Origin of the sequence: Nostoc sp., from assembly GCF_041747015.1 — a bacterium.
Taxonomy (GTDB): Bacteria; Cyanobacteriota; Cyanobacteriia; order Cyanobacteriales; family Nostocaceae; genus Nostoc.
Genome location: NZ_JBGTFY010000070.1, coordinates 16,210 through 29,521, shown reverse-complemented (window position 1 = coordinate 29,521; position 13,312 = coordinate 16,210). Strand labels below are relative to the sequence as shown.

Genomic DNA, 13,312 nt, shown 5'->3' with positions numbered 1-13,312 from the left:
CCTCTGCCAAACTTGAGCTATCTATGACTCAGATATTTCTTAACATTTCAAATATAGCAATCCTGAATTATTGGTGAGAAACAAGATCCCCAACTTATGTAAAAAGTCGGGGATCTGCGGATTGCAATTCTAAAAAATCAAATAGGATTGCTATAGCAATAACTCACGTTCCGCCTATCGCTTATAGCATTGACCCTAATTAGACAGAGTTCCAGTAGATTTAATTCTATGAAATCAGCATCCATTTTTCTTACAATTAAACGTTTTTGGTCGGCGATAATTCTGACTTCAGCAATAGCATTTACAGTTACGGCCTGCAACCCGTCGAATTTCAAAAGCGCGGCTGCTCAAGTACCGCAAATCGTCACCGCAGTTTTGAGTGAGCCTTCAACTTTTAACTATGCTCTGAATGAGTCAGCATATAGCGTTTTTGGCTTCCTCTATGACTCATTGATTAATGAAAATCCTATAACTACAAAACTAGAGCCTGGTTTAGCAGAATCTTGGGAAGTTTCTGAAGATGGGCAACGAATTGTAATCACACTGCGATCAGGAATTAAGTGGTCAGATGGTAAGGCAATGACTGCTGATGATGTTGTCTTTACTTATAACGAAATCTACCTCAATCCTAAAATTCCCACCTCTCTAAAAGATGCTCTAAAAGTTGGTGATAAAGGCACTTTGCCAACGGTGAAAAAAATTGATGAGCGTCGGGTCGAATTCACCATACTTGAACCGTTTGCTCCTTTTTTAAGATATGTAGGTGGCATTCCAATTATGCCTGCCCACGCTCTCCAAGAAGCGATTCGCACAACTGGAACTGATGGAAATCCTAAGTTTCTCTCAATGTGGGGAACAGGCACTGATCCGAAACAAATTGTTGGCAATGGCCCTTATGTAATGGAAAGTTACGTTTCCAGTCAACGAGTTATATTCCGGCGCAATCCGTACTACTGGCGCAAAGATGCTCAGGGCAATCATCAGCCTTACATTGAGCGCATTGTTTGGCAAATTATTGAATCCACTGAAAACCAGTTGATTAGTTTTCGCTCTGGGCAATTAGACGATTTGGAAGTTGCTCCTGAAGGTTTTAGTTTACTAAAGCGAGAAGAAAAACGAGCGAAGTTTGAAATTTATAATGGCGGGATTGATACAAGTACGACTTTTATTGCTTTCAATCTTAGTAAAGCTAAGAATTCTCAGGGTAAGTCTTTAGTAGATCCAATTAAATCTAGCTGGTTTAATAAAAAGGAATTCAGACAGGCGATCGCTTATGCCCTTGATCGAGAAACGATGAAAATAAATGCTTTTCGGGGACTGGGTGAACTGCAAAATTCATTTGTTTATGTCAAAAGTCCCTATTTCCTCGCTCCAGATAAAGGGTTAAAGGTATATAATTTTGATCCAGAAAAAGCGAAGAAATTACTATTACAAGTTGGGTTTAAATATAATAACCAAAATCAGCTTGTAGATGCTGATGGTAACAAAGTTAGATTTACAATCTTAACAAATTCGGAAAGAAAAGTTAGAGGAGATATGGCATCTCAAATCAAACGGGATCTCGGTAAGATTGGGATTCAAGTAGATTTGCAAATTCTCAGCTTCAATTCTTATCTAGAAAAACTGAAAGTTACGCAGAATTGGGATTGTTACCTTGGAGGATTTGCTGGAGGAGGTACTGAACCCCACGGCGCTAGCAATATCTGGAGGATTGCCGGTGCATCACACGCATTTAATTTGGGGCCACAACCGGGAGATCCACCGCTAACTGGCTGGGAAGTTTCCGACTGGGAAAAGCAAATTGACAGCCTTTACATTAAAGGCGCACAAGTATTAGATGAAAATAAGCGCAAGGAGATTTATTATGAATATCAGCGCATTGCCTCAGAACAGTTGCCGTTTATTCATTTGGTAGAGAGATTGAATCTGCAAGCGGTGCGCGATCGCTTCCAAGGTATTCGATATACTGCTCTTGGTGGCCCATTCTGGAACCTCTACGAACTGAAAGTAATTGATTAGTCATTGGGCATTGGGCATTGGGCATTGGGCATTGGGCATGGGTTACACCTCATCTCCCCTGTCTCCTACCCTACGGCAAGTTAAAGCGACATTCCCCCAGCCTTCTTCTTTAATTTTGAAATTTTGAATTGACTTCTCCCTCATCTCCTTTATCATGACCGATGAAAAAGCTTTGCGATCGCTCCTTGAAGCAGTTGCCAATGGTAAAGTTACGCCAGATACGGCATTAAATTCACTCAAAGACTTAGCTTACGAATCTGTAGGTGAGTTTGCCAAAATTGACCATCATCGCCAGCTAAGAACTGGTTTCCCAGAGGTGATTTGGGGGCCTGGTAAAACTCCTGACCAAATTGCTCAAATTATGGAGGTGATGCGCCTCCGTAATCCGGTGGTGATGGCAACTCGCATTGAACCAGCAGTTTATGCCGCACTGGAATCAAAAGTTAGTGGTTTGCGATATTACGAATCGGCGCGAATTTGTGCGATCGCTCCTCCTACTATCGAACCACAGTTCGAGGGTGAAATTGGCATTCTTTCTGCTGGTACCGCCGATTTACCCGTTGCTGAAGAAGCAGCTGTAACTGCTGAACTTTCCAGTTTCCGCGTCCAGCGCCTCTGGGATGTTGGCGTTTCTGGGATTCACCGTTTATTGAGTAACCGCCACGTTATTGAGTCAGCATCGGTGTTGATTGTCGTGGCGGGGATGGAAGGCGCTTTACCCAGCGTTGTCGCTGGTTTAGCGAGTTGTCCTGTAATTGCCGTACCCACTAGCATCGGTTATGGCGCAAGTTTTGGCGGTCTAGCACCTTTATTGACAATGCTTAACTCTTGTGCTGCGGGAGTAGGCGTAGTAAATATCGATAATGGTTTTGGTGCAGCAATGTTGGCAGGGCAAATTTTGCGGACAGCCGAGAAATTAAGCAAATTTTATTCACCTTGAGAATTGATTTCTGTCACCTTGATCTGGTTAATCTGTTCTACGGTTAACCCAGTAACTCTTACCACTACTTCCACAGACATTCCCTCGCGTAGGAGATTGATAGCTACACAGCGAATACCTTCAGCAGTGAATGTTGTTTGTTGCAGATAAATCACCACTTGGCGCGATCGCTTGCGAGGAAAACGGCGATATACTCATAGCCGATAATCAATCATCCGAAATGGAATGTGGTTAATTACTGGACATCATCTGCAAGTAGAGGTTATGACATAAAAATCTTCTCGGTAACTAAGTATGAACTACTTAAATGATTTGATGTCTCCCTTACTTTGGCATTTGCCTGTAAATTTAACAGCACTAGCACAAACAATTACTGACCCAGACCTGATGGGTCAGATGCAAAAATCTTGGAACCACTTTATACAGACAGGTCAAGTGTGGGCATTGTTGATTGGTTTAGTCATTGGCTATATGATTCGGAATCTAACTAGCTACGGTTAAATTTAAAAGTTAGGAATTAAAAGTTAGGAGTCAAAAACTTATAACTTTTAACTCCTAACTCTTAACTCTCGTCTTCTCCCCTTACGTCTATGACCAAAGAACAAAATTGGAGTCCACGGTTTGAATCAGCGTTGCATCCAGCGATCGCGCGTTTTAATGCCAGTATCGGTTTCGATATTGAATTAATCGAATACGATCTAACTGGTTCTCAAGCTCATGCCAAAATGCTCGCTCACACGGGCATTATCGCCCCAGAAGAAGCAGAGCAACTGGTTGCAGGTTTAGAACAAATCCGCCAAGAGTACCGCCAGGGAAAATTTCACCCTGGTGTCGATGCTGAAGACGTACATTTTGCCGTTGAAGGACGACTGACGGAAATTGTCGGCGATGTGGGTAAAAAGCTGCATACGGCGCGATCGCGTAATGATCAAGTTGGCACCGATACCAGACTCTACCTGCGCGACCAAATCGAACAAATCAAAAGCCAATTGCGAGAATTTCAAGGTGTTTTACTGGATATAGCTGAACAGCACATTGAAACTCTAATTCCTGGCTATACTCACCTGCAACGCGCTCAACCCGTGAGTTTAGCTCACCACCTCTTGGCTTACTTTCAAATGGCGCAACGCGACTGGGAACGCCTGGGTGATGTTTATCGCCGCGTCAATATCTCACCTTTGGGGTGTGGTGCTTTAGCTGGAACTACTTTTCCCATCGATCGCCACTACACAGCTAAACTCTTGGATTTTGACGATATTTATGCTAATAGCCTCGATGGAGTGAGCGATCGCGATTTTGCAATCGAATTCTTGTGTGCTGCTAGTTTGATCATGGTTCATCTTAGCCGCCTTGCAGAAGAAGTCATTCTTTGGTCGTCTGAAGAATTCCGGTTTGTTACCCTCAAAGATAGTTGTGCTACTGGTTCCAGCATCATGCCCCAAAAGAAAAACCCCGATGTACCAGAATTGGTACGCGGGAAAACGGGGCGTGTATTTGGTCATCTCCAGGCGATGTTAGTGATTATGAAGGGGCTACCCCTGGCATATAACAAAGACCTGCAAGAAGATAAAGAAGGTTTATTTGATAGCGTCAATACAGTCAAAGCCTCTCTAGAAGCAATGACAATTTTGCTCAGGGAAGGCTTGGAATTTCGTACTCAGCGTTTGGCGCAAGCCGTGACGGAAGATTTTTCTAATGCTACCGATGTCGCAGATTATTTGGCAGCACGGGGCGTCCCTTTCCGGGAAGCCTATAACCTCGTGGGTAAGGTGGTAAAAACTAGTATTGCCGCAGGTAAACTTTTGAAAGATTTGAAATTAGAAGAGTGGCAACAATTCCATCCAGCATTTACAGCAGATATTTATGAGGCGATATCCCCTCGTCAAGTTGTGGCAGCCCGCAACAGTTACGGAGGTACTGGCTTTGTACAGGTCACTAAAGCACTCATAGCTGCCCGCGCTCAAATCGCTGTCGAGTAATAAATAAGGGCGTACAAATAAAATAAATGTACGCCCTAAAAACTAAATAACAAGGATTGAGGTAGACAATCAGCTTAGTCAGTGTCAGCTGCTGTTGCTGCGCCTTCTTCTTCTTCACTCTTCGGTGGTCTTTGTTGGAACCTTCTCTGCATTCTTCCTGTAGTAGTCCGTTTACGAAACTTCCGGGCATACGCCTGGTTCCGTAGCGCCTTTTCTTTTTTCGGGTTACGGCGCTTGGCCATGTTCACCTCATTAAATAAACAACAAAAAAGTAGCAACTAGGCATCACGTAGGTAATACCAGTTACCAATGTTATTGATATACTTCTAGCCTAGTGCAGCAATCAATATGCTTTAAACAGTGTCCTAGTCTACCGCATTCAATATTGTGATGTCAATAAAAATTTATAATTATGTTCCTGCTAGCTAGACTAAAAATACTCTTTTTTAAATTCAGAAGTTCAAATACATATAGCAATCCGATTTGATTTCTGAAATTATTTGCGTAGGCTGGGAGTGGCGAGTAGGGAGTGGGGAGTAGGGAAGAAGTCTCTTTGAGTTGTACTGAGTTTGTTCAAAAATCAAATATGAGTCCTATATAAATTACCTAACTAGTTGTTGTTTTTGGAACAAAACAAGTATTTTTTAACAAAAAATTTAACTAGGCTAACTAGGCAATAGTTAGAGCATACAAATTACCAATCAAATATTATAATATTATCCAAACATTAAAATTAATAAATTTCAACTTTATATATTATTTTTTTAATACATAGTGAAAAATCACTATTGATGGCTAGTTTGGTTAAGGCGAATGCTAGCTCGAAACTGAAAATTTTTCTTATTTAAGAATTATGTATATATGAATACAGTGCTTCTATTAAAACTTAATGTTAAAATTAACAATATTCTACGTAAATCGTTAGAATAAAAATCTCAATCCACAAACATTCATTTTTGTGTAAAACAAAACTCAATCAAAATTCGATTGGTTGAGTATATGTAAGTGGTAGAGAACTATAGAATACAACATAGAAATTTTGAAGATTGAACGTTATTGCTTTTTTCCCGGCAGCTGTGCAGTCCACACGTAGCTTATGGCGTATTGGACAAACAATATTGGGTATTATATTTCGTCATCCTATTACTGGCACTAGTATCATCCCAATTTTACCCGATGGTCGGATAGTACTGATCCGGCGGCGTGACAATGGTCTTTGGGCATTACCTGGAGGAATGGTGGATTGGGGAGAAGATATTCCCAATACAGTTCGCCGAGAATTGAAGGAGGAAACCGGACTGGAGTTGGTGAAAATTAGCCGTTTGGTAGGAGTTTACTCTTCACCAGACCGTGATCCTCGAATTCATTCAATTTGTGTTGTGGTTGAAGCCGCGGTGCATGGAACAATGGAGATTAAAGATACTTTGGAAGTCATGGAAATCGAAGCTTTCTCTCTCAATTTCCTACCTTCAGGACAGATGTCTCATGACCATACTCGACAGTTGCAAGACTACTTAAAAGGCTTGACAACATTGGCATGATAATATTTTGTCATTAATTATTAGTTTTTTGTAAGATGCTAATGACTAATGACTAATGACTATTTATTATGGTGCTAAAAGTTAACTACTAAATTAAAATGGGTACATTGTTCCGTAACTCGCGTAGAAAGCTCTCTCAAGGGCTGATATTCTGGCGTGAAGTCGGTGAAAAGACTCCTATAATTTTTTTACATGGTGCTTGGAATGAAAGCAGTCAATGGTTATCTGTGATGGAGTCTTTTGCACAAGATTTCCATTGCTTTGCACCTGATTTGTTAGGGTTTGGTGAATCAGAGAATCCGAATATCCACTATTCGATAGATTTACAAGTGGAGTGTTTAGCTGAGTTTTTACACGCGGTAAAGCTAGAAAAAGTATATTTAGTAGGGCATTCTCTTGGGGGTTGGATTGCTGCTAGCTATGCTTTAAAATATCCAGAAAAAGTTGATGGTGTGGTACTGCTAGCACCAGAGGGCGTAGATATAGCAGGACAAGAACAGTATTGCCAGAAGATGCGGCGATTATTGAGCTATCCACCATTAATAGTTAAATTATTGCGATCGCTCACTCCTTTGACTAAAATCTTAGGCTGGGATGAAAAAATTGCCCAGGACTTGCAGCTGCGTCAGGCGCTATTGCCGTATCCCGTAGGTTGTCAGTTACTTTTCAAAAGGCGACAAGCAGAAATTGAGGCGGAATTAGTACAAAAGCGGCTTTACATGATTGATGTCCCAGTTTTAATTTTACAAGGTGGCCAAGATACACCAGATGCTTTAGCCAAGAGCCGGGTTTATGCTCAACTGACGCCCCAAGTCGAGTTGAAAATGATTGCTCATGCTGGGAACGATTTACCAGATTCTTGTGCTGGGGTTGTGGCGATCGAGATTCGAGATTTTATTAAAGGGAATTGAGATTTTAACTTACCCTTTATTGGTCTTAACTGGGGTTGCAATGACAAAAGTATGTTATGCCAATTCTCAATGAGCATAAAAGCACTTAATACTTAATAAGTCAAGGAATTAATTAGTAGTACAAGTTTACAGAAAATTGGTATTAGTAGATTATTTTTAACACAGCAATGCAATAATCTATACTAAGCACAGAGCGGCTTTATAAAGATTATTAAATTGGAAAAATTTTCTGATGAAATTAACTCAAAAGTTTTGTATTGCTACTACTACTGGGGTAGTAATGAGCCTGGGTTTACTAAAAGCTGTACCAGCCTACGCAGTTACACTCAAGTTTGATTGGACTGGTAATGCTGGGTATTCAGCTAGAGGCTCATTTTCCTATGATGAAACTCAAGGTTACACAACCATCGACAATTCAAAACTTCAATCCATCGCAGTTTCTTTTTTTGACCCAAGTGAAAAATTGTTGAATAGTTTTACTCCGGTTACTAATGAGAGTGTTGTTTATGATTTTTTAGACTTCAACTACGATACAGCCACAAAGTCTTTGTTTGGGTACTTTGATGTAGGTCAGGATAACACGCAAAGCACAGATTATTATCTGTTAGGAACTGTTGGTTTAAACCTTAGTCTGACAAATCCTACTGAGGGAATAATAGATCAGAACAATGGATTAATTAATGTTAACCCTACAACCCCAGTCCCTGAACCATTAACAACGGGTGGCACAGTTCTCACTGGTGGCATTGCCTGGTTGGTGAAGCGTAGACAAGTTGCTGCTCAAAAAGCCAAAGCTTAATTACTTGACTTGTTGCAAACATCCCTGCCAATTAAAATCAACTACTTCTATAGGACTCCTGAATCAAACGCGCAGAAACGAGATCCCCGACTTCTTTGAGAAGTCGGGGATTTGTGGCTTGTAATTCTCACAAATTAAATAGGATTTTTAAGGGTGCATCCGCAGGATGCCTGATTCACAAGCCTTCTAAATTTTCTTTGCTCAGATATAAAATCGGATTGCTATATCCCTGCTGATTTAGGATTACCAAATTGTGAAGAAAGCTTAGAGATGGATTGGTATAAACCACAGTTTTTAATTGTGAAATTGGTAGCAATTAGACGGATGATAAAGTCACGAGAAAAATTCAACAAGGATATTTACTGTGAAATATCATCTGACAAAATATTATAAGCTGTTGATTCTTTTTGTCTGTACGACGTTGTTTGTCTTTTTTGGTCAGATAGTTATTGCTCAGAATAACTATAATTTAGGAACTCAAGGGAAGCAAAGAGTACAACTGATTGTGGGTGGCGATTTCATCGTGACGATGAACGAGGCAAAACCCGTTATCGAAAATGGTGCGATCGCTATTCGGGATGGCAAAATTGTTGCGGTAGACACGCAATACAAAATCATGGCATCTTACAAAGCCGACAGGACGCTCCCAGGCGAAGGTATGGTGCTAATGCCAGGTCTTGTCAACGGTCATTCTCACTCAGCAATGGCTTTGTTTCGCGGTCTTGCGGACGACTTAGCGTTGCAAGATTGGCTCCAAAATTACATCTTCCCAGCAGAAGGGAAGTTCGTTGATGAAAATTTTGTCCGCGTTGGCGAACAGCTTGCCTGCTGGGAGATGATACGCGGTGGCACAACAACCTTTGTTGATATGTACTTTGAGCCAGATGTTGCTGCCAAAGTGGTCAGTGAATGCGGCTTACGCGCCATTATTGCCCCCTCGTCAATAGATTTTCCTAGCCCTGGTTTCCAAGGATGGGATGATGCCTTTGCCTCGGCGATAAACTTCCTGAAACGTTGGAAAGGCAAGAATGAACGTATAATACCGGCTCTTGCTCCGCACGCTCCCTACACCGTCTCGCCAGAACATCTTGGCCAGGCGATTCGGGCTGCACGTCATTATGATGTCCCCCTGACGATTCACTTAGCAGAGACACAAGCCGAAGTTAAAGATGTCCAGCAGCGCTATAACGCAACCCCAGTCAAACATCTAGAAAATCTCGGTTTTCTGGAACCGCGTGTATTTGCCGCACACGTTGTCTGGCCTAACGCAAGTGAAATCGCCCTGCTGGCTAAACGCGGTGTTGGTGTTATCCATAATCCTGACTCGAATTTGAAACTGGCTTCGGGCTTCGCGCCGATTCCGGCGATGCTGAAAGCGGGAGTTAAAGTTGGTCTAGGTACGGATGGAGCCGCGTCGAACAACGCTCTTGATATGTGGAAGGCAATTCGCCTCACCGCCCTCATCCATAAAGGGACTACCCTTGACCCCACTGCTGTACCAGCTAAGACAGTTTTGCGAATGGCAACACTTGGCGGTGCAGAAGCACTCGGCTTATCAGATAAAATTGGTGCGATTAAGGTGGGACTTCAAGCAGACCTAATTCAAGTCCAGCTTAAAGAACCACACTTGCTGCCGCTTTACGATGTCATTTCGCATCTGGTTTATGCAGCAGATGCTCAAGATGTTGATACTGTGATTGTAAATGGGCAAGTTCTAATGGAAAAACGTAAGATGTTTACGGTTGACCCTGAGAAGATTCGCCGTGAAGCTACTTTCATTGCCCAGAAGATTAAAGCTGAATTCCGACCCTCTAATTAACTAATTCGTAATTTTCGGGTTTAAGTCCCCCACCAAATTATAAAATTGGTGTAATTGAATTAGTTGGAGATTAATACTCCAACTAATTAATCTAAATCATTGAGAGTTCGCTGCCAATCCACTACACATATTCCTTCGCTCTCAAACCGCGATATGTGTTTTAAGTTTGTTGTTATAACTATGACCTCATCAAAACTCTTCAATTGGATAATTGCTTGAGCAGCAAGAATTACATCACCATCCAAACTTTCATTACTTGCCGTAGGCTTTCCCTGGTTTCGTACCCATGCCCATAGTTCGGCTGCTTTTTACATCGTTTCGGGAGTCAGTGGTATGAGACAAATTTGGCTAAGTTTGTTGAGGCGGTCTACACTTTTGTGTTTTCCTTGTCTCAATAGTTCACGCCGAAGCTCATAATCGGCTATTTCTGGTACACGTATAACAGTTTCAATTTTCCCTAACGATCGCAACCACTGTTGGACTTTCGGGTTTACTTTTGGATGCGTTACTTGACTTAAAGGATGAGTGTCTAGCAATACGGCTCTACTCATCTGTGTTTTTACACTGACATCCGATCTTGATTCAAACTTGTCTCAATCTGTGAGTATGTTTGTTCATCATATCCCGATTCATCAGCCATCCATTCGTCAACCAATCCTATTACTTTTTCTAACGTATCATCCACTTTTGCTTCCGATTCAGAAAATTGGGCAAGTTGATTTTGCCTTAATTTTCGTAACCAGGTTGAAAAGGGATTTATTACATTTGTTCTTGGTGTGTTTATGGTTGCAGGCGCAGCAAGGATGTCTACGTCGTTATTCTCATTACGAATGAATATATATCTACTAAAACTCCCAGTATATACACTATTTTCAGGCATCTGAACGTTACGCCAACGAAACAAAGGTGGTTGACCTTTACCCAATGACAACGATTGTCCTTCAATCAAGACATCGACTCTTGCTCTAACTGCTAGCAATTCCGCCAAAGAAAGGGTATCCAATTGCTTCATAATTACATCTAGTTGTGAAGTTTTGGGCATAGTTTATTTAGGGGTAAACTTATCTTTTAATTCTATGCTATCTCGGCTTTGGCTTGTCTCTTGGCTGTGAAAATTAGGATTCCTATTCCTTAATCTCCATTACTCTTTCCCGCATTCCCCAAAAAACTAAATTAGGTTCCACAATTAAACGTGCTGCAATTTCAGGATATAAGGCTTGCAGATAGTTCATTAATAAAGTGCGATCGCCCCCTTTAATCGCAATCTTACTATCAGGAAATAGCTGTAACCACGCCTCAATAAAATCTTTATATACTGTAGCTTAAGATTCAGAAAACTTATATTTACAAAAAAACGTTTATTTATATTAATTAAATAAACGTCAAGGTCAATATAATAACTAGGTCTTAATTAGGTTATTGATTTTCTGCGATATCGATGCTTAGTCTATCTCCAGTTTCCGCATCCACTACCATTAAAATTTTCGATTTTTTAAATTTTTCTGGACGTGGTGTTTTTTCATCACGAACTCGTTGTGCTACATCAATCCCGTTTGGTGCGTCAATTTCAATTAACCAGACACGACGGTTAGGGTGTACTTGAAGGTTTTCGACGCTATCGCCACCAAGTTTACTTTTAAATTTGATGTAATCGGCGTAAGTTACAAGTCGTGCATTTTTAAGATTCAAGCCTTGTCTTAATTGTCCGATGGCACGTTCTTTTGTAATCATCTGCAAAACGGGTTTTGCGCTGTTATCTGGATAAAGATATTCTGTCGGTGTTGTTGGTAATGGTGGCTCAGGAATAATAGTTTTGCTAGCCTCTGGCGGTCTTCTCAATCCCGGAGGATCACTGTTATCTGGGTTATCTACTGAATTTTGCGCTAATAATGATGTCGTTGGAATTGTGATACCAATCGCCAAAATACCTAAAAACAAAAGCTTTTTCATTTTTTTACTGTGTTGATTACAATCTATTAAGGACGTAAGAATTGAATAATATTCGGGCTTCCATTTTGTGAAGAAAACCAACCCGAATACCACCCATAGCTATTAGTTTTGAGGGCGACAGGTGCAGTTCCTGTGTAATTCTGAAATCCTGATGCACCTACAGGATAAGTCCAGATATTTTCAACAAAAGTTCCGTTTCTGAATGAATGTTGGTTATCTTGTGACTCGATACCAATATTTAACTGCTTCCCAACATTGTAATTACTCGCCCCTGCGATCGTAATGAGAGAAATTCAGTGTTTACTGATTAGCTAACGAAATTTTAGGAAGCTAATATAAACCAATACGGTTCAGTTAAGCCTAAAACTCAACTTCTACGTAGGTTGGGTTGAGTCACGAAACCCAACACTTTCTTGACTTTGTTGGGTTTCACTTCTCTACGAGACGCACTCGCGTTCGTTCTACCCAACCTACAATTTTCTTAAGTGAACCGTATTGTAATATAAACACATTCCCCAAAAAATTAAATTTGGTTCCACAATTAACGGTGCTGCAATTTCAGGATATAAGGCTTGTAGATAGTTTAATAATAAAGTTCGATCGCCCCCTTTAATCGCAATCTTTCCATCAGGAAACAAATCCCACCACGCCTCTATAAAATCTTTAATTCCAGCTAACATTGTATAAATAACTCCACTTTGAATTGCCTCTGTTGTATTAACTGCAAAACGTGGTGGTAGAGATGCCAAATTCACCGCTTCTACTAATGGCAATTGTCCTGTTTGTTGACCGAGAGTTGCAAATTGCAAGCCTAATCCCGGCAAAATTGCACCTCCAACTAGACACTGATTAGCATCCGCCGCTGTGAAAGTCAGCGCTGTACCAGCATCAATCACCAACATTGGAAAGCCCCACATTTTTCCCGCACCCCACAAAGCTAAAGCGCGGTCAATTCCTAGTGTGGAATAAACACCTTTTAGTGGTACTTGGTCTAAAGTAATAACATGAGTATTTGGGTAAGTTTGCCAAATAGCAGTTTGGCTAGGAACTACAGAAGCGACGAGGAGAGGGCAGAGGGGCAGAGTGTTTGTTAGAGATTCCCCTTGTGGAAAAATTTTCTTTAGTAAATCATCCAGGGTTTGACATTCAGCCAACTGTTGGATGACAGACTGATGTATATGGTCAGTATCCCAAGCTGAATAAAGCGTCTCGCCTAGAAACAATGCCCAATGCAGCCGGGAATTACCAATTTCCAACGCTAGCCAAGTTTCCTCTCTGTGTCTCTGCGGTTTCACACTTTTAACTTTTTTAAGTCAGTCATAGGTTTTTTAATAAAAATTAACATTCAAGCCGT

The 13,312-nt window shown here is 41.0% G+C and carries 13 protein-coding genes and 2 pseudogenes; 8 read left to right on the top strand and 7 right to left on the bottom strand.

Annotated elements, in window-relative coordinates; translation table 11 throughout:
• Positions 1-228 precede the first annotated feature (228 nt).
• Together ACEW80_RS05290 and larB are read left to right on the top strand one after the other, a co-directional pair.
• Positions 229-2,019 (top strand): ABC transporter substrate-binding protein, encoded by a 1,791-nt coding sequence (locus tag ACEW80_RS05290; RefSeq protein WP_373525584.1) that lies wholly within the window; start codon positions 229-231, stop codon positions 2,017-2,019.
• Positions 2,020-2,173: 154 nt separating this feature from the next.
• The gene (gene larB, locus ACEW80_RS05285) at positions 2,174-2,959 is read left to right on the top strand and encodes a nickel pincer cofactor biosynthesis protein LarB (protein WP_373525583.1); all 786 of its coding nucleotides are present in this window, start codon (positions 2,174-2,176) and stop codon (positions 2,957-2,959) included.
• On the opposite strand, the gene ACEW80_RS05280 is transcribed toward larB, so the two are convergent.
• Positions 2,947-3,117: a hypothetical protein gene (locus ACEW80_RS05280; protein WP_373525582.1), complete on the bottom strand. Its 171-nt coding sequence runs from the start codon at positions 3,115-3,117 to the stop codon at positions 2,947-2,949. The genes larB and ACEW80_RS05280 overlap by 13 nt on opposite strands.
• Before the next feature lie 136 nt (positions 3,118-3,253).
• Here ACEW80_RS05280 and ACEW80_RS05275 point away from each other — a divergent pair, with 136 nt between their 5' ends.
• Both ACEW80_RS05275 and argH read left to right on the top strand, forming a co-directional pair.
• Entirely contained in the window at positions 3,254-3,460 is a 207-nt protein-coding gene (locus ACEW80_RS05275) for a hypothetical protein (protein WP_373525581.1), read from the top strand.
• Positions 3,461-3,549: 89 nt separating this feature from the next.
• Positions 3,550-4,938: an argininosuccinate lyase gene (gene argH, locus ACEW80_RS05270; protein WP_373525580.1), complete on the top strand. Its 1,389-nt coding sequence runs from the start codon at positions 3,550-3,552 to the stop codon at positions 4,936-4,938.
• Between the two features lie 74 nt (positions 4,939-5,012).
• On the opposite strand, the gene ACEW80_RS05265 is transcribed toward argH, so the two are convergent.
• Positions 5,013-5,180, bottom strand: coding sequence for a hypothetical protein (locus ACEW80_RS05265; RefSeq protein WP_012412073.1), 168 nt, complete (start codon positions 5,178-5,180; stop codon positions 5,013-5,015).
• Between the two features lie 804 nt (positions 5,181-5,984).
• Here ACEW80_RS05265 and ACEW80_RS05260 point away from each other — a divergent pair.
• From ACEW80_RS05260 to ACEW80_RS05245, 4 genes are all read left to right on the top strand, one after another.
• On the top strand, positions 5,985-6,479 hold the full coding sequence (locus tag ACEW80_RS05260; RefSeq protein WP_373525579.1) for an NUDIX hydrolase: 495 nt from the start codon (positions 5,985-5,987) through the stop codon (positions 6,477-6,479).
• A gap of 98 nt (positions 6,480-6,577) precedes the next feature.
• Entirely contained in the window at positions 6,578-7,390 is an 813-nt protein-coding gene (locus ACEW80_RS05255; protein WP_373525578.1) for an alpha/beta fold hydrolase, read from the top strand.
• 232 nt (positions 7,391-7,622) lie between these two features.
• Positions 7,623-8,189, top strand: a complete 567-nt coding sequence (locus tag ACEW80_RS05250; RefSeq protein WP_373525577.1) for a PEP-CTERM sorting domain-containing protein — start codon at positions 7,623-7,625, stop codon at positions 8,187-8,189.
• Positions 8,190-8,553: 364 nt separating this feature from the next.
• Positions 8,554-10,008, top strand: a complete 1,455-nt coding sequence (locus ACEW80_RS05245) for an amidohydrolase (RefSeq protein ID WP_373525576.1) — start codon at positions 8,554-8,556, stop codon at positions 10,006-10,008.
• Between the two features lie 86 nt (positions 10,009-10,094).
• Here the strand turns inward: ACEW80_RS05245 and ACEW80_RS05240 are convergent.
• The 5 genes and pseudogenes from ACEW80_RS05240 to ACEW80_RS05220 all read right to left on the bottom strand — a co-directional run bounded on the left by ACEW80_RS05240 (position 10,095) and on the right by ACEW80_RS05220 (position 13,253).
• Positions 10,095-10,559: pseudogene (locus tag ACEW80_RS05240) on the bottom strand (type II toxin-antitoxin system VapC family toxin).
• 8 nt (positions 10,560-10,567) lie between these two features.
• Complete coding sequence (locus ACEW80_RS05235) at positions 10,568-11,050, bottom strand: hypothetical protein (protein ID WP_373525575.1); 483 nt, start codon at positions 11,048-11,050, stop codon at positions 10,568-10,570.
• A gap of 82 nt (positions 11,051-11,132) precedes the next feature.
• Positions 11,133-11,318: pseudogene (locus ACEW80_RS05230) on the bottom strand (pantothenate kinase); the annotation flags it as partial.
• Positions 11,319-11,424: 106 nt separating this feature from the next.
• Positions 11,425-11,958, bottom strand: a complete 534-nt coding sequence (locus tag ACEW80_RS05225) for a hypothetical protein (RefSeq protein ID WP_373525574.1) — start codon at positions 11,956-11,958, stop codon at positions 11,425-11,427.
• Between the two features lie 470 nt (positions 11,959-12,428).
• On the bottom strand, positions 12,429-13,253 hold the full coding sequence (locus ACEW80_RS05220) for a pantothenate kinase (protein WP_373525573.1): 825 nt from the start codon (positions 13,251-13,253) through the stop codon (positions 12,429-12,431).
• Positions 13,254-13,312: the final 59 nt, after the last annotated feature.

What these genes read in the sequence shown, in the direction of transcription:
- argH (WP_373525580.1), top strand. Translation starts at nt 3,550, where the DNA reads ATGACCAAAGAACAAAATTGGAGTCCACGGTTTGAATCAGCGTTGCAT.
- ACEW80_RS05265 (WP_012412073.1), bottom strand. Translation starts at nt 5,180, where the DNA reads ATGGCCAAGCGCCGTAACCCGAAAAAAGAAAAGGCGCTACGGAACCAG.
- ACEW80_RS05225 (WP_373525574.1), bottom strand. Translation starts at nt 11,958, where the DNA reads ATGAAAAAGCTTTTGTTTTTAGGTATTTTGGCGATTGGTATCACAATT.
- ACEW80_RS05275 (WP_373525581.1), top strand. Translation starts at nt 3,254, where the DNA reads ATGAACTACTTAAATGATTTGATGTCTCCCTTACTTTGGCATTTGCCT.
- ACEW80_RS05290 (WP_373525584.1), top strand. Translation starts at nt 229, where the DNA reads ATGAAATCAGCATCCATTTTTCTTACAATTAAACGTTTTTGGTCGGCG.
- ACEW80_RS05250 (WP_373525577.1), top strand. Translation starts at nt 7,623, where the DNA reads ATGAAATTAACTCAAAAGTTTTGTATTGCTACTACTACTGGGGTAGTA.
- ACEW80_RS05255 (WP_373525578.1), top strand. Translation starts at nt 6,578, where the DNA reads ATGGGTACATTGTTCCGTAACTCGCGTAGAAAGCTCTCTCAAGGGCTG.
- ACEW80_RS05235 (WP_373525575.1), bottom strand. Translation starts at nt 11,050, where the DNA reads ATGCCCAAAACTTCACAACTAGATGTAATTATGAAGCAATTGGATACC.
- larB (WP_373525583.1), top strand. Translation starts at nt 2,174, where the DNA reads ATGACCGATGAAAAAGCTTTGCGATCGCTCCTTGAAGCAGTTGCCAAT.